Here is a 23,854-nt window from a genome sequence, read left to right on the forward strand (position 1 = left end):
GAAATTTAGTATGAAACTATAAACTTTAATCGCCATTTTAGAACGGTACAACTTCCCCCTTTTCTGGAGAGGTATCAGAATCTATGATTTTGACGGGTGGTTTTTCCACTCTCAATAAAAGCAGTATTACAATGAACAAAGAGGAAATCATAAACATAGCTAAAACCAAATTAGCAGACAAAATCCAGTATTTCGAAAACCTTATCGCAGAAACCCGCGCTTCCAACAATGATACTAAAAGCTCTATGGGAGATAAGTACGAAACGGGCAGGGAAATGCTTCAGCAGGAAATCAATAACCTGCAGCGTCAGCTTAATGAAGTCTTGAACCAACAGGCTATTTTACAAAAGATTACATCAGACCCTTCTGAAAAAGTTCAGAATGGAGCTTTGGTAAAAACCGATAAGGGATTATTCTATATTGCTGCTTCAATGGGAGAGTTTCTTTGTGATAACAAGAAAATTATGACGGTGTCTGCAGAATCTCCTTTAGTAAAAGCAATGTTTGGCAAGAAAATGGGAGAGACATTTACCATCAACAATATCAATCAGAATATTGAGAATATCTGGTAAATCAATCTTTAAAATATTATGAAATTTAAAAATTTACTTCCCTTTGTTTTTCTCTTGGGCAGCTTAGCAAGCAATGCACAGGTTCGTGCCTCAGTTTCCGGGAGAACATATGATTTGGAAACAGTAAAACTTACTGTAGATGGTTTTGTGGTTACCCTTAATGCAGACGGGTTAATCTCCGATTTCAATGCTCCTGACCTCAACGGGAAAGTTGAATATTACGAGGATGCTATTTTTGACAAGATCAAATATGGTAAACTGAAGAGTATAGGCAGTATTAAAATAGACTATTGGGATGATTCCGCATTTACAAGAGAAAAAGCCGGTAAAATAAAGAGTATAGGAAATATCGCTGTGGATTATTGGGATGACACCGCATTTACCAGAGAAAAAGCTGGTAAAGTAAAGAAAATAGGAAATCTTAATGTAGATTACTGGGGAGATGATATCATGGATAACAGCAGGTTGGGAAAACTGAAAACAATAGGTGATATTTCCATAGATTACGGAACTAAGGATATTATCGATGAAAGTAAGTTTAAAAAGCTTGTGAAATTCGGCCCGGTAAAACTGGATTATTCAAATGATAAGTTTATTGATAAAAATAGATACGGACAGTTGAAATCAATCAACGGAAACAGTGAGAAAATTAGTGTAACAGTATTATAATTCTATCAAAAAGAATAAATTATTTTAATATTCCGTAGATGACAGATATACAACTGTTTAATAGAAAACGGATATACCTATTATAAAAAGCATTCATACAATGGGTGCTTTTTTTGATGCTTTTTTACTAAATTTGGGGCATAAAATTCCTTTCAAAATGCAAAACTACCTGGATCTTTTACAGCATATTTTAGACAACGGAACCGATAAAACTGACAGAACAGGCACCGGAACAAGAAGTGTGTTTGGTTATCAGCTAAGATATGATCTGTCAAAAGGGTTTCCTTTGGTGACCACCAAAAAAGTGCATTTGAAATCCATTATCTACGAATTGCTTTGGTTTCTGAAAGGAGATACCAATATCAAATATCTTAAAGATAACGGAGTAAGTATCTGGGATGAATGGGCAGATGAAAATGGTGACCTTGGCCCTGTTTACGGGGCGCAATGGAGAAGCTGGAATGGAGCAGACGGAAAAATAGTGGATCAGATCACGGAAGTAATCGATCAGATCAAAAAGAATCCGGACTCCAGAAGGCTGATCGTTTCTGCATGGAATGTGGCAGAGATCCCGAATATGGCGCTGGCTCCTTGCCATGCATTATTTCAGTTTTATGTAGCAGACGGTAAATTATCATTACAGCTTTATCAGAGAAGTGCAGATGTTTTTCTTGGAGTTCCTTTCAATATTGCCAGTTATGCACTGTTACTGATGATGGTAGCACAGGTTTGTGATCTTGAAGTGGGAGATTACGTACATAGTTTTGGGGATGTTCATATTTATAACAACCACTTTGAACAGGTAAACAGACAGCTTTCAAGAGAAACAAAATCTCTTCCGACCATGAAGCTGAATCCGGAGGTGAAAAATATCTTTGATTTCGATTTTGAAGATTTTACCTTAGAAAACTATGATCCACATCCGGGAATTAAAGCTCCTGTAGCTATTTAATATAACCGGATTTCCTGATTGTCTTTTGTAATTGGCAGATTTCTGTTATTTTTGAAGTTTGTGAGAATATATTGCTCATCACAGATTTTGAAAAATATTATGGAAAAAAAATTAAACAATCGTTATCTGATATTGTTGAATATCCTGATCATTGTTTACAATCTTTATATATGGCTGTCCATTTTTATAGAAAAGGTAATCGTAGCAGATGACTTAAAAGAGGCATACAATTCGAAATATATTTCGAAACCTTATGTAAGCTATATTTATTCCTATCTGGATTCTTCCAATATGGCAGCAAGGCCGGTATCCGGATTCGTGACAGGAACTTTGGTTTTTCTTTCACAGTATAATGACTCCGTTTATCTTTTAGGAATACTGTTTTTTCCGCTTTCTTTAATTGCTTTATACTGGGTGATACAAAAAATTCTGTCAAAAGAATTGGCAAGCCTGATTACCTTATTGTATTCATGTTCTCTGATTGGTACAAGCATTCAGTTTTCTCCAATCATGCTGAACTCAAATCTGGCAACCCTGTTCTTTTCTCTAAGCATTTATTACACATATGTTCGTAAAAATATTCTCTGGAGTGCTCTGTTTTTTATACTGTCCATATTAAGTTATGAGATTTTCCTGCCGCTTATTCTTTTAAACTTGTTTCTTATCAAAGAAAATAAAAAACGGGTTATATTCCTGCTGTTGACACTTGGTACAATTGTTTTTTTCAGGAAAGTAATTCAGCCGGAGATATTTGCTCACTCATATCAAAGAGATGAGGTTGGGAAAATCTTCGAAATGAAAAGAGTCATGCAGGTAACTGTTTTAACTGCGAAGTTATTTTTCAAAGATATCTTTGTCGGGATTTATAAAGGAATATTAAATCTTAGAAACCTTTATATTATAGAAGTATTGTTAGCTTTGATCATGTCTTCTATAGTTTATAAGATATTTTCCGTTTATGATTTTAAAAGCAAATTAAAAGACATTAAAAGTATAGGATTAATTTCTTTGATTTCAATTGTCCTTTCAGTAAGTGTTTACTATGTTTCCTCCTATATTCCTACGCTTTTTGGGTTTGATAACCGAAGTCTTGGAGCTGTTAGACTCTTTTATACCATCTTTATCATTTCAGGAATCATTTACCTGTCCTTTAAATTTAAGCTGGGCAATAAAACTGTCAGCACTCTTTTTGCTGTCTTGACTTTCATTCTTGTTATAACCAATATCAGTGTGAAAAATGCATGGATCTATGCCAGTCGGTTCAATAATATCATGTTTCATCAGCTGAGTGTGGCTCTTAAAGCAGATCATATCGAAAGTGGAGTAGTCTGTCTGAGATATGATATGTTCACGGAACTCAAGACTAATCCGCATTTTATCCTTAGAGAACCTATTTTCTATAACAGTTGGGAATGCCGGATGCTGTCTGAAATAAATGGGATTGATGCTAAAAAAGTCAAGGTTTTTAATGCAGACAGACAAACGAAATGTGAGATGGTGTTTCTGTATAAAGACGGAAAAATTATCAGAGAGAGGTAATGTATTGGGTAAGGAAGCCTAAGGCTGGAAGTTATTTCAACCTTAATATGACTGTTGTTTTATTTTTGAATATTGTTTACTGATCATTCTGAATGAAACGGAGCGAAATGAAGATTCTATCCTATTGATGTTTATAATATACCTCAACATATCTTAGAATACCTGTAAATCGTCTCCGGTTGGCTAGTACCCTCCATCTTCCATCCTTCTTCTTTCCCACAAAAATCACCTTTAAAAAAGCGCCAACAGACCTATTCTTTCTAAAATAAGTTTTAAATTTGAAAGAACTTGATATTAACCCTTTAACAAAAGGAATAATTATAAACCAATCACAAGATCATGAAGTATTTAAAAATAAATATTGAAGAAAATGCCGATCCTGAAGTACTAAAAAATATTGTACTTCAATTGAAAGGGATTGCTTCAGCCGAAATCGTTGATGATGAAAATCCGGAAAGTGAACTGAAAAAAGCTTTTGCCAAAACAAAAGAGCAGTTGAAAACAGGAGATTACGAAACTTTAGTCAATGATATTTTCGATATTATCATAAAAAAATAACTCTAAAATTATAAAGTAGACAGATGAGAAAGGCTATATTATCAATTGCGATACTCGGAATCTTTTTTTCCGCCAACGTATCAGCACAGACCGAAACTTCAGGAAGAGAAAGTGTGTACAGAGCTACCCACACCAAGGTAACAGAACTGAAACACACCAAACTGAAGGTAAACTTCGATTATCAGAAAGAACAAATGAATGGAGAAGAATGGTTAACTGCCTCTCCCTATTTCTACCCTACCAATGAGCTGATTCTTGATGCAAAAGCAATGTTGATCCATGAAGTAGCCCTTGATAATAATGGTAAAAAATCTCCTCTAAAATATGAATATAAAGACGATGTTTTGAAAATCGCACTGGATAAAACTTACCAGAAAAATCAGGACTATACAGTTTACATCAAATATACATCCCGTCCAAATGAAGTGAAACAACAGGGAAGTATGGCGATCAATGATGCGAAAGGGCTTTATTTCATCAATGCCCAAGGAACAGATTCTGATCTCCCGACTCAGATCTGGACGCAGGGAGAAACAGAATCATCCTCTGCATGGTTCCCAACCATCGATAAATCCAATCAGAAAACAACTCAGGAAATCTATATGACGGTTCCTGATAAGTATGTGACGCTTTCCAATGGTCTCCTGAAAGATTCTCAAAAAGAATCCAACGGCCTTAGAACCGATCATTGGGTAATGGATAAAAGGCATTCGACTTATCTTTTCTTTATGGGAGTAGGAGAATATGCTATTGTAAAAGACAAATGGAAGAATATTCCTGTAGATTACTATATCGAGAAAGAATACGAACCTTATGCGAAACAGATCTATGGAAACACTCCTGAAATGATCGAGTTTTTTTCTAAAAAGTTAAATTATGATTATCCATGGGCAAAATATGCACAGATTTCCGGTAGAAATTATGTTAGCGGAGCGATGGAAAATACAACAGCAACCCTTCATGGAAGCGATATTCTTCAAAAGCCCGGACAGCTGATTGATGAAAATACATGGGAAGATACCATTGCCCATGAATTGTTTCATCATTGGTTTGGGGACCTCGTAACAGCAGAAAGCTGGAGCAACCTTACCGTAAATGAATCTTTTGCCAATTATTCCGAATACCTTTGGAATGAATATAAATATGGAAAAGATCAGGCAGATTATCACCTGATGAAGGACGTGAATATGTACCTTCATAATCCTAATGATTTTAAGAAAAACCTGGTAAGATTCAATTATGATTCCCGTGAAGATGTCTTTGATCTGGTTACCTACCAAAAAGGAGGAGGGATTTTGAATATGCTGCGAAACTATTTAGGTGATGATGCTTTTTTTGCCGGTATGAATGATTACCTGAAGACCTATGAATATCAGAATGCAGAAGCACATCAGCTGAGACTTTCCTTTGAAAAAGTTTCCGGAAAAGACCTGAACTGGTTCTTCAATCAATGGTATTTCGGAAGCGGAAACCCTAAGGTTAATTACTCATTTACCTTTGAGCCTGTGAAAAAGCAGGTGTCGGTGATCATTAATCAGACTCAGGATCAGATGTTTGAATTTCCTCTGGCTATTGATGTCTATGACAATGGAAAACCAAAGAGATATAATGTATGGGTAAATGCAGATGCAAAGAATACATTCAATTTTGATGTTTCTAAAGCTCCAGACTTAGTGAATATCAATGCTGATGGAATTTTGTTGGCAGATATTACCGATACAAAAACTCCGGAACAGAATCTGTTGCAGTTTACAAACTCCAAAGAATTTAAAAGCAGATATACAGCTTTAACGGGAATAAAAGATCAGGTAGGAAAGAATCCTGCGGCAACAAAATTATTGGCAGCAGCGCTGAAAGACCCGTTTTTCAGAATAAGAATGAAAGCTTTGGAATTAATGGATCTTACCAATCCTGAACAAATGAAAGTATTAGGAGCTGATGTTGAAAAACTGGCTTCCAGTGATCCTAAAACCCTGACACAGGCGGCTGCTATTGCTGCTTTGGCAAAAACAAAAGATAAAAAATACCTTCCGCTTTTTGAAAAAGGAGTGGGTGCTGTTTCCAATGCTGTGAAAGGAAGCTCATTAGGAGGTGTGCTTGCTGTAGACCCGTCAAAAGCCAATTCATTAGCGGATAAAATCAGTCTGGATGGAGCTTCAGATGAGTTACAGGCACAGTTGCTTCCAATTATTGTAAAGAATAAGGTGACTTCCCAAATGTCGAAAATTGCTCCACTGGCAGCATTTTATCCGTTTATCAAATTCCAGAATCCGGAATTGGGTAAATCGGCAGAAGAAGGGTTCAACTGGATCATGACCTCTGATAATCTGAAAGCTACCGGGAGTATAACTAAGATTTTAGGATACGCTAAAAATCAGATGGGAGATAATCCACAGGCTAAAATGATGGTGGTGCAAATGCTGAAAGATGGTTTAAGTAAAAAAATGGAATTGCTGAAACAGAATCCACAAAATGCTGCAAGTATCAATAAACAGATCGATGCTCTGAATAAGGCCATTGAAAATTATAAATAAAATGTAAAGCCGGCAAAATTTGCCGGCTTTCTTATTAATGGATATACAATTTCCAAAGACTTTTATGTATAGAACCCTGTTACAATAGGACTGAGTTGGTAAAAAATAATGGGTTTTTACGGAATCTATCTGATTTGCACTGATTTTTAACAATAGTATAAAAATCAGGTATTTTTGCTGTTGTTTTTTGCGGTATCTTTCATAAATTCGTTTAAAATTTAAAGAAATATGAGTTTTGGAATTGAAGCAGCAAGCTATTATGTACCTTCTTTGTATTTGGAAATTAAAGATTTAGCCGAAAAAAGAGGTATAGAACCGGCGAAATTGGAGAAAGGGTTAGGACTTCATAAAATGGGATTGCCTGATGTACATGAAGACGCTGCAACTTTTGCGGCTGAGGCCTTATTAAGATTAATTCAGGATTATACGATTAATCCTAAAGAGATATCAAGAATTTATTTGGGAACAGAAAGTGCTTTAGATGCTGCAAAACCAACAGCTTCTTATGCCATGCAAATGGTTGAAAAAGTATTGGAAGAATCATTGGGGGAAAGAGTTTTCAGAAACTGTGATGTAGTAGATATGACTTTTGCATGTGTAGGTGGAGTAGATGCCTTACATAACGCATTGGATTTTGTAAGAGTAAATCCCGATAAAAAAGCTGTAGTCATTGCCAGTGATTATGCAAAATATGAACTAGCCTCTTCAGGAGAATATACACAGGGGGGCGGAGCAGTTGCGTTACTTATTTCTGCAAAACCTGATCTTCTTGAAATAGAAAATAACTGGGGAGTAGCTACAGAAAGTGTTTTCGATTTCTTCAAACCAAGAAGACAGTATAACAAAGAAGATTTGAACGGAGCTCCGGAAATGTATCCTGATAAGATTGAAGTCTTTACTGACGAACCTGTTTTTGATGGACAGTATTCTAACCAGTGTTATCAGGATAGAATAAGAGAGGCTTATCAGCATTATAAAGAGATTACAGGTAAAGAAAAACCTTATAAAGACTGGAAGTATCTTGTTTTTCATCTTCCTTATGCTTTCCATGGTAAAAGAGTATTTACCGAAATCTACAGTCTTGAAAACGGAATTTCGTATCAAACGCCGGATGAGCAGAAAGCGGTTGCTAAATCTGAAAATTATATGCAGCTGATTAATTCAGCTATTGAAAAGACTCAAAGAGCTTCTTCAGAAATTGGAAATATGTATACGGCTTCTATTTTTATGGCGTTACTTTCCGGTTTGCAGACTTCCTTTAATGAGAATGAAGACCTGTCTGGAAAAGAGATAGGATTCTTCGGATATGGAAGTGGTTCCAAGTCAAAAGTATTTGCAGGTAAAATCTCTCCCAACTGGAAAACAGTGGTGGAGAAATGGAATTTATTCGAAAACCTGAATAATAGAAGAACTGTTGATTTTGAGACCTATGAAAAGCTTCACAAAAAGCGATTAAGTCAATCTGTAAATCCCGATTACAAAGGATTTGGCCTTTTTTCTATAGAAACTGAAAATCCTGTTTTAATTGGGGCAAGATATTACCATCGTCAGAATTAAAAATAAATATTTAAGTTATTAAAAGCATTCTAATTTTTAGAATGCTTTGCCTTTATTGGTTGATTTATCTGTTTATTTTTTATTATTTCATCTGTTTTATTGGTAAAATGTGATTTTAAATTTACATATTATTCATTTGAAATTATATTTTAATATAAATTTTTCATTCATTTTCTAGATTTTATATAATGTGTTGAAATTTTTAACGATTATTAAAATTTATCTAATATTATTTTTTTTAAAAATTCTTTAACTTTTTTTAACAAAATACAGGTGAGTATTTTGTTAATTTTTTTATAGAAGCGAAATTAATACGTTATAACCTATTGTTTTACAGTTGTTTATTGGTTTGAATTTTTTGTTTTTATTAACAAATTTACTTCAGAAAAAAATGTTAAATATGAATGTGAAACTAAATGTATTAAGTGCTGGTGTGCTGTTTTTTATAGGACAGGGGATTTCAGCACAAAAAGTAAAGAAAGATACAGCATCAACTCAAATTGATGAAGTTGTAGTTATTGGATATGGTACCAAATCGGTCAAAAAAGTTACTACATCCATATCTAGAGTAAAAGCAGATGACTTGACTAAAGTATCAGCGTCTAGTGCTGATGCTCTATTGCAGGGAGCAAGTACTGGTTTACAGGTTTCTCCTACATCAGGAGCACCAGGTGCTGGTTTTAATGTAAGATTAAGAGGAGTCTCTAGTATTACTTCAAGCAATGATCCATTGTATGTAGTAGATGGGGTTCCAATATCATCAAACTCTCCCAGTGGTAATGTTGCATATGGAGGTCAAACAGGAAATTTACTGTCCCAATTGAATCTTGCGGATGTAGAAAATATTGAAATTTTAAAAGATGCTTCAGCAGCTGCTATTTATGGATCGAGAGCAGCAAATGGTGTTGTTTTGATTACTACTAAAAAAGGGAAAAAAGGGAAAATAAACTTTAATTTAAACTCTAGTATTGGCTTTCAGAACCCAATTAAGAAGTTTAAAACTATGAAAGCCGGGGAATATTATAGAATGCTTGATTTAGCGGAATTTAATACAACTCCCGGAAATGGAAGAAATCATTGGTCTATAACCAATGGTGTTTGGGATCCAAAATTAGGTCAATCCATAAGTGATTTTTATAAATCAGATTTTGGAGATAATTATTTAAGTCAAATTTACAGGAAAGATCAGCCCATATATGAATTAAATGCTAGTGCTTCCGGTGGAAATGAGATGACAAGCTTTTATGTTGGGTTCTCTAATTTTGATCAATCAGGAGTCGTTAAAGGACAAGAATATAGCAGACAGACATTTACTTTGAATTTGGATCAAAAGTTAAATAATATGTTTAAAATTGTTTCCTCTGTAAGGCTATCCAATGAAAAAATTGATAGAATTAATGGGGATAATAACATTTATGCTCCTTTAACTGCTGCGATATTAGAACCACCAGGACAAAGTATAAGGAATCCTGATGGGACTTATAATACAAGTACTTGGAGTTTTTCTAATCCATTACAAAATGCTACTGATGTTAAAAGTTTGACTAAAGTTTTTGGAGTCAATACCTCTCTGGGGTTAGAGTCTAAGTTTTCTTCGAAACTTAATATGGTAACCAGATTCAATTTAGAAAGAATTAATTATGATGAAGCTCGACTATTTCCATTAGATACCTACCAAGGAAGAGGATCAAATGGTCAGGCTGATTATAATGGACGTTTATATAATACATTTACAGCATTTAATACATTAACGTATACTGAGAAATTAAGTGATAAATTTCGTTTTACTTTAATGGGGGGGTTAGAATATTTTAATCGTAAAACGACATTAACAGATATTCAAGCTCAAAATGTGCCGTTAGGAGCTACTTCTCCAGATGCGGGTTCTCAAAAAACCATAGCTTCATATTATCCATCTTTAGGGAATAGAACGTTTTCATACTTTTCTAGATTAAGTTTAGAAATTTTCAATAATTTGTTTGTTGATGCAACTTTTAGAGCTGATTCTTCTTCAAAATTATCTTATGATAACAGAACAGAATATTTTCCTTCTGTTTCTGCGGCGTATGTGATTTCAGATAATGAGTGGTTTAAAAAAGATATAGTTAGTTTATTAAAACTAAAAGCAGGATGGGGTGAATTAGGGAATCAATCAGGACTGGGAAATTTTGAAACGTCTGCTGCCGCACAGACTTATGCGTATGGTCTGCTTCCTGCTGTAAATGTGAATCCACTTGCCGGATCTGGAGTTTCATTAGCGAATGCTGCACTAGTTTGGGAAAGAACTTCTCAAACAGATGCTGGATTAGAAATTGGGTTATTTAAAAATAGAGTTAATATTACCTATGACTTTTATTACAAAAAATCAAAGCAACTTTTGGTAAATGCCACAGCAGCTTTGGAAAATGGAGCAGAAAATTATAAATCTAATGCTGCAGAAATGTATAATAGAGGACATGAGATCGGTATAAATGCAACGATAATCCAAGGGAAAAATGTCAATTGGAACTCACAATTTAATATTACATTTAATAAAAACGAAGTTACTAGTCTTTTAGGAGATAAACCTGTTCCAATAGATTTTGGATTTGCTACTAGAATTGATGTAGGACAGCCTTCAGGAGCTTTTTTCGGACTGAATGCTATAGGTATTTACCGATCTGATGCAGAGGTTCCTCAGAATTTATTTAATCAAGGAATTAGGGCAGGAGATGTTAAGTATCAAGATATAAATGGAGATGGGGTTATTAATTCCAATGATAGGGTATTTATGGGAAAGGCTCAGCCTGATTTCTTCGGAAACTTCCGAAATACTTTCAGGTATAAGAATTTTGATTTGTCAGCCAATCTAATATTTGTTTTTGGGCAAGATATGTATAATTCTTCTCTAAGGTTTGCTGGCGTTTCTGGAAATCCTTTATTTGGAAAACTTGAAAATCAAACCAATTATTGGACTCCGGATAACCCGAATGCTGATTTACCTCGCCCTGTAAGAGGGTTTGCTCAATCTTGGAATAACCAAATTTCTTCAAGGTTTATCGAAAATGCCTCCTATATTAGATTGAGAGAACTCCAATTAGGATATACTTTACCTAAAACCATGTTAGATATAGGCAGTATGACATTAAGATTTTTCATTGCTGCAGATAATTTATGGACCTGGACAGATTATAGTGGCCCAGAACCCGAAGTAAATGCTTTTGGTCAATCTAACGTAGCAACGGGAACTGATTTCTTTACACAAGGAATGAACAGAACAATAAAATTCGGAATTAATTTAAATTTTTAAAGTAACAAAATGAAAAATAGTATAATTAAATATATGTTAATATCCTCTGTTTGTTTGACGGCTCTAAGTTGTGGTAGAGATATGGTGGGGAATGAAACAGTAGATACGGATAGACAGCAAGGTGAATCATTTATTAAGACAGATGCTACAGCCAGAGCAGCTACTAATGGAATATATAATGATATGCAAAATCGTTATGTATATGGTGGAGAACTTCATTTCTTTGAGGGACTTTTTGCTGATGACTTTACACATACAGGAACTTTTTCCGAATTTGCAGAAGCGGGAGCTAGTAACTTTTTGGATACTAATCTATCAATAAGACGTATCTATGGGGCACATTATACTGTAATAAGAACATGTAATATTGTTATTGATCAGGTTCAAACAAGGCCTATTGCGGGAAGTACAATTACTGAAACTGTAAAGAATGGTGTATTAGGTGAAGCATATGCAAGTAGAGCATTAATGTATTTTAATTTAGTCAGATTATTCGGTGGAGTGTCCTACGTTAAAACGCCTGTTTATACTGCTGCTGAACTTATTACTCCTAAAAGAGATTCCAAGGATGACGTGTATCGGTTTATTATAAATGATTTAGAAAAAGCAATCGAGTTTTTTAAAAAAAATAATAATACCTCTAAGACCTTCTTAAACTTGGATGCAAGCCAGGTTTTATTAGCTAAAGCCTATATGGAAATAGGAGATTTTGATCTTGCTAAAGGAATATTAGAGAATATTAAAGGTTATTCTCTTGCTCCAAACTATGAAACATTATTTACTGCCAACTCAACATCTGAAGATATTTTTAAAGTGAATTTTACAGCTACAGATGGTGGAAACCAGGCATTCTTTTTCTATCCGGCTGCGGTAGGAGGTAGAGGGGAAGTTTCTTTAAGAACGCAATTTATTAGCATTTTTGATGCTAATGATAAAAGAAAAATGTTCGCCATTGCTCAAGGAAGAAATTATTTTAAAAAATATAGTAATCCTGGTAGTGGTGCAGATAATGTACAGATTGTAAGATATGCTGATGTTTTACTCTCTTTAGCAGAATGCAGGTTAAAGACCACAGGTGATGCCGTAACTCCTCTTAATGAAATTAGGGTTAGAGCGGGATTAGCACCTTTAACAGCAGTGACATTGGATGATGTTTTATTAGAACGTAGAAAAGAATTATATGGGGAGGCTGACAGATGGTTTTCTGTAAAAAGATTTGGAAAAGCTAAGGAGGTAATAGAAGGGAAGGGGCGACCTTATTTTGCCAATAGATTAGACTTATGGCCAATTCCTGCTTGGCAGTTAATAAATAATCCAAATACCACTCAAAATCCGGGGTATTAATATACTGATTAAATCAAATTTTAATATATTTTAGAAAAGGCTGCCTTCTCGATAGGGCAGTCTTTTCGTTTTCAAGCTCAGAATGTTTTTCCTATTATATTATGACTCATGAAGAATTAGGAATATGGGATTGATGAATTTAATTCTGGAATAAATAATAGGTGTATTAAAAATGAAAATATGAAAAATATAATATAAATGGCAAAAATAAAGTCAGAAAACATTTTCAAAAGTATGCTGATTTAAACTGATTTTTAGAGATCATATATTAACAGATTTTTAATTTTATTTTCACGGAGACTACCTTTTTAGGTGGTCTTCCTGATTTTTATCAGGTTGTTTTTTATGTTTTTTCGCTGAAAAGTATTCGACTTTTTGCTTATTTTAACGAAAAAATGAATATGATTTATTTTATTTTTTTCGTTTATATAATTAATTATGGTTTATTTTTTTCATTTTATGTTTTAAATTAATGTACATTAATTTTTATTTCATTTTTCTTTAAAATTCCATTAATATTCAAAATGCTTTGGCATTCTTTAAAATTTAAAATATAATTAAACTTTTTATTCATCATTTTTTAGAGTTATTTGAGAATAATTCTTATCTGGCGGGCGGTTTTCAGCTTTTAATAAATTGATGTTATTAATATTTATTAACATATTTGTTCCCTTGAATATATTAAAATCTGTTAATATGAATGTGAAGTTGAATGTATTAAGTGCTGGAGCTTTGTTTTTTTTAGGACAAGCTGCCTATGCGCAAAAAACTAAGAATGATTCTATTCTGAAAGAGAATAAGATCGATGAGGTAGTCGTTACGGGATATCAGAAGAAGAAAGCAGATCAAATTACCCAGGCTCAGGCCGTTGTAAGTGGTGATGCTATCAGAAGAAACTCTCCTACAACATCTATCGGAAATTCATTACAGGGTAGAGCTTCAGGGGTTTATGTACAAAGTGCTACCGGACAGCCTGGTTCTGTTGCTACAATCATGGTAAGAGGAGTTGCCGGTGTTGGTGGTTCTTCTGAACCTACTTATGTAGTGAATGGTATGTATATGAATGCTAGACAGTTCAGTGCAATTAATCCTGCTGATGTAGAGTCTATTTCCGTTCTTAAGGATGCTGCTGCTACAGCTCAGTATGGTGCAAGAGGGGCTAATGGAGTAGTTGTAGTAACAACTAAAGCCGGAAAAGCTGGAAAAACTCATTATTCATTCGAAAGTAAATTTGGTTTCAGTGAAAAACTGAAAGATAACAACTTTAAGATGATGAACTCCAGAGAGTTAATGAACTTCCAAAATGAATTAGGATATCTTAACGTAGAAATAAGACCTCAAAAGGAAATTGATGCTCTTGCTGCTTATGATCATGATTGGCAAAAAAGCTTATTGAGACCATCAAGCATTCAATCTTATTTGTTCAGTGCACAGGGAGGATCCAGAGAAAGTACATTCTACTATTCATTGGGATATGATTCTGATAATGGTATTCTTAAAGATGTAGACGGACTTAAGAGATATACAGGTAACTTCGGGTTTACGAATAAACTGAGTGAGAAGCTGAATGTAGGAATCAACGTGGGTGTTCAGTATCAGGTTACACAAAACATCAGAGACAGAAACAATACGCAGAACCCATTCGCAGCGATGTATAAATATGCTCCTTATGAGCCGATTTATAATCCAGACGGAAGCTACAACCAAAAAATGAGAGCGGGTTCAAATACTGTGGAGCAAATCCGTAACAACAGAGTAGAAGACCAGAGATTAAGAATCCCTGCAACTTTATTTGCAGAATATAAAGTGATAGACGGATTGAAATTCAAAACAAATTTCAATGGACTTTTCGACTGGTTCATGTCTACTTCATGGATGAAAAAAGGATCTAACCTGGATTTAACTACAAATAAAATCCCTACGGGTTCATTAAGTAAGAATTCATTCTATGGATTTAACTATACATGGAATAACTCATTAAACTATAAGAAATCATTTGGGAAACATAATTTTGATTTCTTAGGATTTATCGAATATAATGATAACTTCAACGAAACATTAGCGGCAAGTGCTTATGGATTAAAATCTACTACACTTAGCGTTCCGTCTATTACTACTCCTTCCGACAGAAATACATTTACCGGAGCTAAGATCAGAAATACCCTTTTCAGTTTAGCAGGTATGGTAAACTATGATTATGAAGGCAGATATTTACTAACAGGGTCTTTAAGAAGAGATGCTTCTTCAAGATTCGGAGCTAACAACAAGAGCGGGATCTTCTGGTCAACAAGTGCTGCCTGGAACATCGCAAAAGAAGATTTCATGAAAGGTGGTTTCTTCAACGACTTGAAACTTAGAGCTTCTTATGGTACAACAGGAAATGATGGTTCATTATCTGATTACTATAACGTAGCAAATGTTGGTTTCGATTTATACGGAAATGGTGCATCTTTATTCCCTGGAACATACAACAAAGATGAAAAAGTTTACATCATTGGTAACCCTAACCTAAAATGGGAATCGAATGCCGTAACAAATGCTGGGGTTGATTTCTCAATGTGGAAAAGAAGAATCCGTGGTTCCGTGGAGATCTACCAAAACAAGAGAAAAGACTTTGTACAGTTAGTACCTTTAGATAAACAGGAAGGTGCATATTATCAGTATATCAATGCCGGAGATATGTCACAAAAAGGTCTAGAAGCTGAATTAAGCGTAGATGTAATGAGAAAGAAAGATTTCCAATGGACTGTACGTGCTAACATTTCTTTCCAAAAAGCAACACTTGATAAATTATCAGACGGACAAACTGAAAGAAACCTTGGAACGACTTACCTTAAGGTAGGAGAAGCTCCATATGTGTTCTATAATGTTAGATTCGCAGGAGTAAACGCAGCAAACGGAAACGCTCAATATTACGATAAAGCCGGAAGAATTACTGAAACATATAGTGCTTCCGATGCAGTTCCAATTACAGATAAAACTCCTTTCCCAAAAAGCTTCGGAGGTTTTGGAACTACAATTCAATATAAAGGATTTGACTTTAGTGCAGATTTCACATACAAGTTAGGTGGATATACATATAACAATATGTACGCTGCTGCTGTAGACCAGAGTTTGGCTAAAGGAGGTAGAAACATGGCGCAGTCTGCTGCTGATATGTGGAGAAGTCCACAAAATCCAGGTGTATTCCAAAGAGTAGATACTAATGGTATGCGTGATTCTGATCAGTGGATTGAAAAATCAGATTACTTAAGATTAAGATCCCTTACATTAGGATATACATTTGATAAAGCAGTTCTGGGAGAAGATTCTCCAGTGAGTAAGCTAAGAATGTATGTACAGGGACAGAATTTATTTACAGTAACTAACTTCCACGGTGAGCCAGAAGTTTCTATTGGATCTGGAGAGTCTACGGCACTATTCGTTCCTGGATCATTTAACCTTTATACTTATCCTACTGTAAGAACGATCATGGTGGGAATGCAATTAGAATTTTAATATTGAATAGCTTTATGAAAAAGAATATAATAACAATAAGTTTAGCTGCGTTGACCATTTTTGTATCGTTAACGTCTTGTGAAAGAAATTTGGATCAGATCTCGTCTGTGAATGAAGCGGAAGAGCAGGCAATGACCAGACCAGAATCATTCAGACAAGCTTTAGATGGAGCTTATACAGCATTTAAAACTACAGGATATTATACAAGTGATACAGGTAATCAGCTTATTATGGGAGACCTTACGACTGATAACCTTATTATTACAAATTCAGGAAGAAACTCTAACGCTGCAGCTTCCAACTTTGAGTTCTCATCAGATAATTCACAGACAACAGGTTTGTTTAGTGCTGCATACGCAGTAGTCAGCAGAGCTAACTTTGTTATGTCTTATCTTAATAACGGAGTGGTAACAGGTGCAGCAAAAGATAATGTAGAAGCAGAAGCCAGAGCCATCAGAGCTGCAGCTCATTTTGATATTTTAAGAGCATATTCTGTAATTCCAACACAAAATTCACCAGCGGTAAACCAGTATGGAATTTATTATTCTGAATCTTATAATCCGTTAAATAATAATTCATCCAGAAATCTTACAGTAGATCAGGGATACCAGAAAGTAATTGATGACTTATTAATTGCTGCTGATAAAATTACACAGAATGATGCTGATAAAGGAAGATTCAGTAAAGCGGCGGTATACGGATTATTATCAAGAGTATATCTTTATAAAGGAGATTATACGAATACTGTAAAATATGGTAAATTGGCATTAGGACTTTCTCCAAGTGTGACAACATTAGATAACTTTAACAGAATCTGGAAGGAAAACGAAGGATTGGCTAAGATTACTGATGGAGTTCTATTCCAGATTTCAAACGCAGCACCTGAGCGTAATACAGTAGGAGTTGCTTACAACCAGTTAATTGATGGTCAATACAGATCAGAATTTGTTGCAGATTATGATTTCTTTAACTCTTTTGCTGCTAATGACGTGAGAAAAACTGTTTATTTTACTCCAGCTACATACAACAAAAAAGTATATAACCACATTACAAAATATGCTGGTAATGGTGGACCGGTAAATATCGTTCCAGTTAAATACCTAAGAACTGCTGAAGTATTATTAAACGTAGCAGAAGCTTCTTTCAGAGAAGGGGATCAGGTAACAGCCCTTACTTTGCTAAATCAACTAAGAAAAGAAAGATATACTTCATTCACTCCTGGAACAGAAGCAGGACAGCCTCTATTGGATGCTATTCTTAAAGAAAGAAGACTAGAACTTGCTTTTGAAAATGACAGATGGTATACATTGAAAAGATTAGGTCTTTCTGTTCAGAGATCAGGTAAAGGAGATGTTGCTGATGGTACCGGGTCAAAAGCAATCAAGCAGACTCTTGCAGCAGGCAGCGATCTTTGGCAATGGCCAATTCCTGTAACAGCAATTCAGGCTAACCCGAACATTCAACAGAATGACAAATATTAAGAATTAATGTTTTGATATAAATAGGAAGAGCTTCATGAAAATGGAGCTCTTTTTTTATTTGAACTTTGATATGAGAATCGTTACGTGTTTTTAGAACATGAATCCCATGCCCGGTATCTATAAATTCTTTATACAGATTTATTCCCGGATAATCATCCTGTTCTGATAGTTCTTCGGAGTTATGCCCTCTAGTTGTTTAAAAACCCGGGTAAAATAATTGGTATCCGAAAATCCTGTTTGGTAGGCTGTTTCCTTGATGCTGTTTTGGGTATCAAGCAATTCTTTAGCTTTACTTATTCTTTCCTGCAGAATAAAATCATTGGGAGAAGTTCCCAATTCATCTTTGAACATCTTGAAGAAGTTCGATTTGCTTACATAAGCAAGTTTGGCAATACTTTCAATAGACAGTTTCTGATGAAGATTCCTTTTAATATAATCTACAGCAAATCCAATTCTTGATTTATTTTTTACAATATTTCTCTCCACCATACTTCTTGCCTGTGTCTGCATAAGCCTTATGAGAAGTTCTTTCAGGGCAAAATCTGCCATGATATCCTTTTGAGAGTTATCATCCATAGCAATTCTCATAATGTTGTTGGTGGCAGAAGCCAGTGCCTGATTATTAAAAAGAAAATATTCATCCAGTTGAATATTCCATTGTGAGGTTTCATCTACCTTAGGGAGATTATAGTTTAAATAATTGAGAGAATCTTCAATAAAATCAGGGTTTAGGCTTAAAGAAATACATTGTGTAGGAGTTTCATCAGCCTCAGGAAAATCAATGACCATAGTTTCTCCCGGAGCCACAAGAATGCTTTCACCCGGGAAATAATCGAAATAATTGGTTTTATTATCCAGTTTCATATGTTTCTTGCCTCTCAGCATAGCCGTAAATGCGATATTTTCAAAATGAAGTTTCACTCCAAAGGCTGCCTTATGCGTTTCATAGATACTGAACTCGCAATTGTTTAGAGTGAACTTTGTCTGGTTTTCAACAAGACTCAATAGCTGGTTTTCCTTGCGTAATTCAGGAGTATTTAATAAAATCTTACTATTGTTATTCATTTCTAAATATTTTAACGAAGGCGGTAACTCAAATATAGGGAATTTGGGTCAACGTTACAGTTAATAAAATAATAAAATTGAATTCTGCACTATTCTGCACTTTTTTTGTACGATTGTGCTATAGGTTTTTCACACATCCGTGTAATTTGGCAGTATCGAAAATTAAAATAAATACTGATATGAGCACTCTTACAGAACCAAGATCAACAACTCTATTACAACGCCCTGAGTTTAAAAGCAGATATGATAATTATATTGACGGGAAATTTACCCCACCCGTTAAAGGACAATATTTTGATGTTGTTTCACCCGTAGATGGTAAGAATTTTACTCAGGTGGCTCACTCTTCTAAAGAAGATCTGGAGCTTGCTGTAGATGCTGCAGAAAAGGCATTTCAGACCTGGAAACATACCTCGTCTACAGAAAGAAGTATTATTCTTAATAAAATTGCAGACAGAATAGAGCAGAATTTAGAATATCTTGCCACAGTAGAAACCATTGATAACGGGAAGGCAGTCAGAGAAACATTAGCAGCTGATATACCTTTAGCTATCGATCATTTCAGATATTTCGCCTCTGTTATCCGTGCGGAAGAAGGATCACATAATGAATTGGATAAAGATACAGTTTCCCTGATCGTTCACGAACCTTTAGGAGTTATTGCGCAGATTATTCCATGGAATTTCCCGATCCTCATGGCGACATGGAAACTGGCTCCCGCACTGGCTGCCGGAAATTGTGTAGTCTTAAAACCTGCAGAAAGTACACCTGTTTCCATTATGATTTTAATGGAACTGATAGGTGATCTGTTACCTGCCGGAGTTGTGAACATTGTCAATGGTTTTGGAGCAGAGCTTGGAAGAGCTTTGGTAACCAATCCTAAAGTTGCCAAAGCAGCATTCACCGGATCTACAGCTACAGGACGTATGGTAATGCAGTATGCAACAGAAAATATTATTCCTGTAACACTGGAATTAGGAGGGAAATCACCTAACGTATTCTTCAATTCTGTGATGGATGCTGATGATGAATTCTTAGATAAAGCCATTGAAGGAGCTGTTCTTTTTGCTCTGAACCAAGGGGAAATCTGTACCTGCCCGTCAAGGCTTCTGGTTCAGGAAAGCATTGCAGATGCATTTATAGAAAGAGTGATAGAAAGAGTGAAAGCGATCAAGGTAGGAAACCCACTGGATAAAACTGTTATGATGGGAGCGCAGGCATCAAAAATACAGAAAGATAAGATTCTTTCCTATATCCAGTTAGGAGTAGAGGAAGGAGCTGAAGTATTGGTAGGAGGTGATGTGAATCATCTTGGGGAAGACCTGGAAGAAGGATATTACATTCAGCCAACTATTTTCAAAGGAAATAACAGAATGAGAATTTTCCAGGAAGAGATCTTCGGGCCAGTACTGGCGTTTACGACCTTTAAAGACGAAGAAGATGCCGTGAAAATAGCGAACGACACTATCTATGGATTAGGAGCTGGTGTATGGACCAGAGATGCCCATCAGCTATACAATATTCCGCGCCAGATTGAGGCAGGAAGAGTTTGGGTGAATCAATATCACTCGTATCCGGCAGGTGCTCCTTTTGGAGGGTACAAACAGTCCGGAATCGGGAGGGAGAATCATAAAATGATGCTTGACCATTACCGTCAGACTAAAAATATGCTGATCTCCTACAACAAAAATAAGTTAGGCTTCTTTTAATATTATGTAGGACGTGCCGCTTGCCTTGGTTTATCCCAGGGCAAACCGGCCGGGCTATGCGGGGCTTCACTTTGTTTTGATGCTTCATTACATTCCGCATCGGCTCGTGCCTCGCCGCCCTTACTATCATCCCTCACGTAAAAAGAATACTATTAATGTACATACTACATTAAAAAAGTAAATTTTTAAAATGAGAATTGGATAATTACTTAAATAACCATGATAAAAACTCATCCAAAAAATAAAATATGATCCCAAAAACAATGAAGGCTGCAGTAGTGCAAGGCTATGGACAGCCCCTGAAGATTGAAGAAGTTCCTGTTAGAGCCCCTGGAAGATATGAAGTACTTGTAAAGGTTATAGCCTGTGGTGTTTGCCATACAGATTTACATGCAGTAGACGGAGACTGGCCGGCTAAACCTAAAATGCCGCTTATTCCCGGGCATGAAGGGGTAGGAATTGTAGTAGCTTGTGGACCTGAAGCTTTTGTAAAAGAAGGAGATGCGGTAGGAGTGCCATGGCTTTACAGTGCCTGCGGTTGCTGTGACTACTGTATTACAGGATGGGAAACACTTTGTGAAGCTCAGAAAAATGGAGGATACAGTGTAGACGGAGGATTTGCGGAATATGTAATTGCAGATTCAAGATATGTAGGACACCTAAAGTCAGATGTAAACTTTCTGGAAATTGCTCCTATTTTATGTGCTGGGGTAACAGTTTATAAAGGACTAAAAGAAACTGAAACCAAACCCGGTGAATGGGTTGCCATATCAGGAATCGGAGGTTTGGGCCATGTGGCAGTTCAGTATGCGAAAGCAATGGGAATGCACGTAGCCGCTATTGATGTAGCAGATGACAAACTTGATTTGGCAAAAAAACTTGGCGCAGACCTTGTTGTGAATGCAAAAAATACAGATCCTGGTGAATATCTTCATAAAGAAGTAGGAGGAATGCATGGAGCATTGATTACTGCCGTTTCGCCGATTGCTTTCAAACAAGGGATAGATGTTTTAAGAAGAAAAGGAACAATTGCTCTTAACGGACTTCCGCCGGGATCATTTGAACTCCCTATTTTTGAAACTGTTTTAAAAAGAATTACAGTAAGAGGATCTATTGTAGGAACCCGAAAAGACATGCAGGAAGCATTGGACTTTGCTAATGAAGGACTTGTAAAAGCTACAGTAACATCAGCAAAACTGGAAGATATTAATGATGTCTTTGACAAAATGAAAAAAGGACAGATCGATGGCAGAATCGTATTAGATATTGCAGGCTCAAATTAAATAATGAAGTGATTGATCCCGGTTAAAAGTGTTATTTACCGGGATTTTTTATAAATGCCTTTAAAACAATAAAATGGAAACGAAAATATCCAGACTTTCTGCTACAGAAAAAGCCCTTGAAGTCATCCGTGAACTTGAAGAAAAATATGGTGCTCTGATGTTTTATCAGGCTGGAGGCTGTTGTGAAGGTACGCAGCCACAATGTTTCGAAAAAGGAGGCTTTTTTCCAAGAATGAATGATGCGATGATCGGAACCATTAACGGCCATGAATTCTGGATAGACCGCGACCTTTTCGAATATTGGAAATACTCGCATTTTACCCTTGATGTGACAGATGGTTTCGGACCGGGAGGCTTTTCACTGGAAACTCCTTTAGGCAAAACATTTAAAGTTCAATACAGACTTTTCACCCCTGAAGAATATGGAAATCTTGAACCGGTACAACGCAGTGAATAAATTTAGAATGTTTATTATATAGTATTCGTCAATCCTTGACAAACCGGTTGACAAACATGGCAGCAACAATATCTCCTACAGAATTTAAAACGGTAGCCAAAGGATCTACCAATGTTCCGATAATCATTACTGCAGGAATGGCTTCCTGAGGTAATTTATATACGGAGATCATCAGCATTTCACCAATATATCCACCATTAGGAATTCCACCAGCCACAATACTTACAAACACTGTGATTCCCAATGCTAACAGTAAATTGGATGGATCAAAGAAGTCTTTTCCAATAATTAAAAAAGCCACATAGATTTTAATAATTGAAGACATAGAAGACCCGTTTTTATGCAAAGTAGTTCCAATAGGAATCACAAGATTGGCAATAGAACTAGGAATTCCGATTTTAGAAGCAGCCTGTAAATTGGCGGGCATCGTAGCAAAACTGCTGCAGGTACTTATAGCGGTAAGAGTAGGATAGATGGCATTGGTCCAAAAACTTTTCACCCCTTTCTGTCCACTTGCCATAAAAGCATAAATGGAAAAGAAGACAAGAAAATAAATAATTCCTGCAATATAATATAGCCCTAAAGGTTTAGCATAAAATCCAAAAAGCTGTGGCCCTAGTGTAGAAACCTGATAAGCAAAATAAGCTCCCAGACCAATAGGCGCCAGCTTCATGACCAGTAAAAGAAGTTCTTTCATCACTTCATACCCGGATGCGATAAACACTCTGAAAGGTTTTCCGGCTTCGCCTGTTTTTCTGGCTGCAAACCCAGTCATGAAAGCAAAAATAAGGAGTGCCAGCATGTTTTGTCTTGAAAAAAGTGCTGTGAATTCTCCTACTGTAAAGAAGCTTACAATTCTATTTCCCCAACTGTCCTCACTCGCCGCTTCTGTAATCATGTCAGAACTTCCTGAAACCCCGGAAACCGGAAACAGATAGACTGCACAGATGGTAAAAATAGCTGCTGTAAGAATAAAAAACAGAAAGGTAAGTGCCATCACAAGAATGATCTTTCCAAATTTGGATTGCTGCTCCAGAGAAGCTATTGAATTAGATACAGCAAAGAATACGAGAGGTACCACACTTACAAAGAGAAGATTCAGGAAAATATCTCCCAATGGTTTAATGTATTCCACAAAACTTGGAGCAACAATTCCTATAATGCTTCCAATAGTGATTCCCAGAAGTAAAAATAGGATTCCGGAGTAGTTTTTCAGTACCTCTTTCATAGAGTGTTTTTTATCAAAGATAAGTTTATTTTCAATGTATATACTAGAATTTAACCTGAATTTGCCTGTTTAATGATTTTTATCTATTTCTATAAAATTGGATAGTTAATATTATTAAT

At 35.7% G+C, this 23,854-nt stretch carries 16 protein-coding genes; 14 read left to right on the forward strand and 2 right to left on the reverse strand.

The genetic code is table 11. The annotated features are described in order from the left end of the window. Positions 1 to 131 precede the first annotated feature (131 nt). From WH267_RS22000 to WH267_RS22050, 11 genes are all read left to right on the forward strand, one after another. Positions 132 to 572: a hypothetical protein gene (locus tag WH267_RS22000; protein ID WP_340011011.1), complete on the forward strand. Its 441-nt coding sequence runs from the start codon at positions 132 to 134 to the stop codon at positions 570 to 572. Between the two features lie 18 nt (positions 573 to 590). After that, complete coding sequence (locus WH267_RS22005) at positions 591 to 1,241, forward strand: hypothetical protein (RefSeq protein ID WP_340011012.1); 651 nt, start codon at positions 591 to 593, stop codon at positions 1,239 to 1,241. A 157-nt stretch (positions 1,242 to 1,398) separates the two neighbouring features. Further along, on the forward strand, positions 1,399 to 2,193 hold the full coding sequence (locus WH267_RS22010; RefSeq protein WP_123319072.1) for a thymidylate synthase: 795 nt from the start codon (positions 1,399 to 1,401) through the stop codon (positions 2,191 to 2,193). Between the two features lie 99 nt (positions 2,194 to 2,292). Next, positions 2,293 to 3,732 carry a hypothetical protein gene (locus tag WH267_RS22015; protein ID WP_340011013.1) on the forward strand — a complete coding sequence of 480 codons (1,440 nt, stop codon included), beginning with the start codon at positions 2,293 to 2,295 and terminating at the stop codon, positions 3,730 to 3,732. A gap of 339 nt (positions 3,733 to 4,071) precedes the next feature. Further along, positions 4,072 to 4,290 (forward strand): hypothetical protein, encoded by a 219-nt coding sequence (locus WH267_RS22020; protein WP_340011015.1) that lies wholly within the window; start codon positions 4,072 to 4,074, stop codon positions 4,288 to 4,290. A 23-nt stretch (positions 4,291 to 4,313) separates the two neighbouring features. Beyond that, positions 4,314 to 6,824, forward strand: coding sequence for a M1 family metallopeptidase (locus WH267_RS22025; RefSeq protein WP_340011016.1), 2,511 nt, complete (start codon positions 4,314 to 4,316; stop codon positions 6,822 to 6,824). Between the two features lie 228 nt (positions 6,825 to 7,052). Continuing rightward, entirely contained in the window at positions 7,053 to 8,381 is a 1,329-nt protein-coding gene (locus tag WH267_RS22030) for a hydroxymethylglutaryl-CoA synthase family protein (RefSeq protein WP_340011018.1), read from the forward strand. Between the two features lie 400 nt (positions 8,382 to 8,781). Then, the gene (locus WH267_RS22035; RefSeq protein WP_340011020.1) at positions 8,782 to 11,670 is read left to right on the forward strand and encodes a SusC/RagA family TonB-linked outer membrane protein; all 2,889 of its coding nucleotides are present in this window, start codon (positions 8,782 to 8,784) and stop codon (positions 11,668 to 11,670) included. Between the two features lie 9 nt (positions 11,671 to 11,679). Further along, positions 11,680 to 13,014, forward strand: a complete 1,335-nt coding sequence (locus tag WH267_RS22040; protein ID WP_340011022.1) for a RagB/SusD family nutrient uptake outer membrane protein — start codon at positions 11,680 to 11,682, stop codon at positions 13,012 to 13,014. Between the two features lie 696 nt (positions 13,015 to 13,710). Further along, positions 13,711 to 16,512 carry a SusC/RagA family TonB-linked outer membrane protein gene (locus WH267_RS22045; RefSeq protein WP_340011023.1) on the forward strand — a complete coding sequence of 934 codons (2,802 nt, stop codon included), beginning with the start codon at positions 13,711 to 13,713 and terminating at the stop codon, positions 16,510 to 16,512. A 14-nt stretch (positions 16,513 to 16,526) separates the two neighbouring features. Continuing rightward, positions 16,527 to 17,993 (forward strand): RagB/SusD family nutrient uptake outer membrane protein, encoded by a 1,467-nt coding sequence (locus tag WH267_RS22050; protein WP_340011024.1) that lies wholly within the window; start codon positions 16,527 to 16,529, stop codon positions 17,991 to 17,993. Positions 17,994 to 18,131: 138 nt separating this feature from the next. Here the strand turns inward: WH267_RS22050 and WH267_RS22055 are convergent, their stop codons facing one another. Beyond that, on the reverse strand, positions 18,132 to 19,058 hold the full coding sequence (locus tag WH267_RS22055) for an AraC family transcriptional regulator (RefSeq protein ID WP_340011025.1): 927 nt from the start codon (positions 19,056 to 19,058) through the stop codon (positions 18,132 to 18,134). 179 nt (positions 19,059 to 19,237) lie between these two features. Here WH267_RS22055 and WH267_RS22060 point away from each other — a divergent pair, with 179 nt between their 5' ends. The 3 genes from WH267_RS22060 (at position 19,238) to WH267_RS22070 (ending at position 22,507) form a co-directional block, all read left to right on the forward strand. Beyond that, positions 19,238 to 20,767, forward strand: a complete 1,530-nt coding sequence (locus tag WH267_RS22060) for an aldehyde dehydrogenase family protein (protein WP_115969666.1) — start codon at positions 19,238 to 19,240, stop codon at positions 20,765 to 20,767. A gap of 248 nt (positions 20,768 to 21,015) precedes the next feature. Beyond that, complete coding sequence (gene adhP, locus WH267_RS22065) at positions 21,016 to 22,050, forward strand: alcohol dehydrogenase AdhP (protein WP_115969545.1); 1,035 nt, start codon at positions 21,016 to 21,018, stop codon at positions 22,048 to 22,050. Positions 22,051 to 22,123: 73 nt separating this feature from the next. Continuing rightward, a complete protein-coding gene (locus WH267_RS22070; RefSeq protein WP_115969547.1) occupies positions 22,124 to 22,507 on the forward strand; it encodes a DUF779 domain-containing protein in 384 nt (127 codons plus the stop codon). Between the two features lie 28 nt (positions 22,508 to 22,535). On the opposite strand, the gene WH267_RS22075 is transcribed toward WH267_RS22070, so the two are convergent. Further along, a complete protein-coding gene (locus WH267_RS22075; protein ID WP_115969549.1) occupies positions 22,536 to 23,735 on the reverse strand; it encodes a dicarboxylate/amino acid:cation symporter in 1,200 nt (399 codons plus the stop codon). Positions 23,736 to 23,854 lie beyond the last annotated feature (119 nt).

Origin of the sequence: Chryseobacterium sp. MYb328 (assembly GCF_037572595.1) — a bacterium.
Taxonomy (GTDB): Bacteria; Bacteroidota; Bacteroidia; order Flavobacteriales; family Weeksellaceae; genus Chryseobacterium; species Chryseobacterium pennae.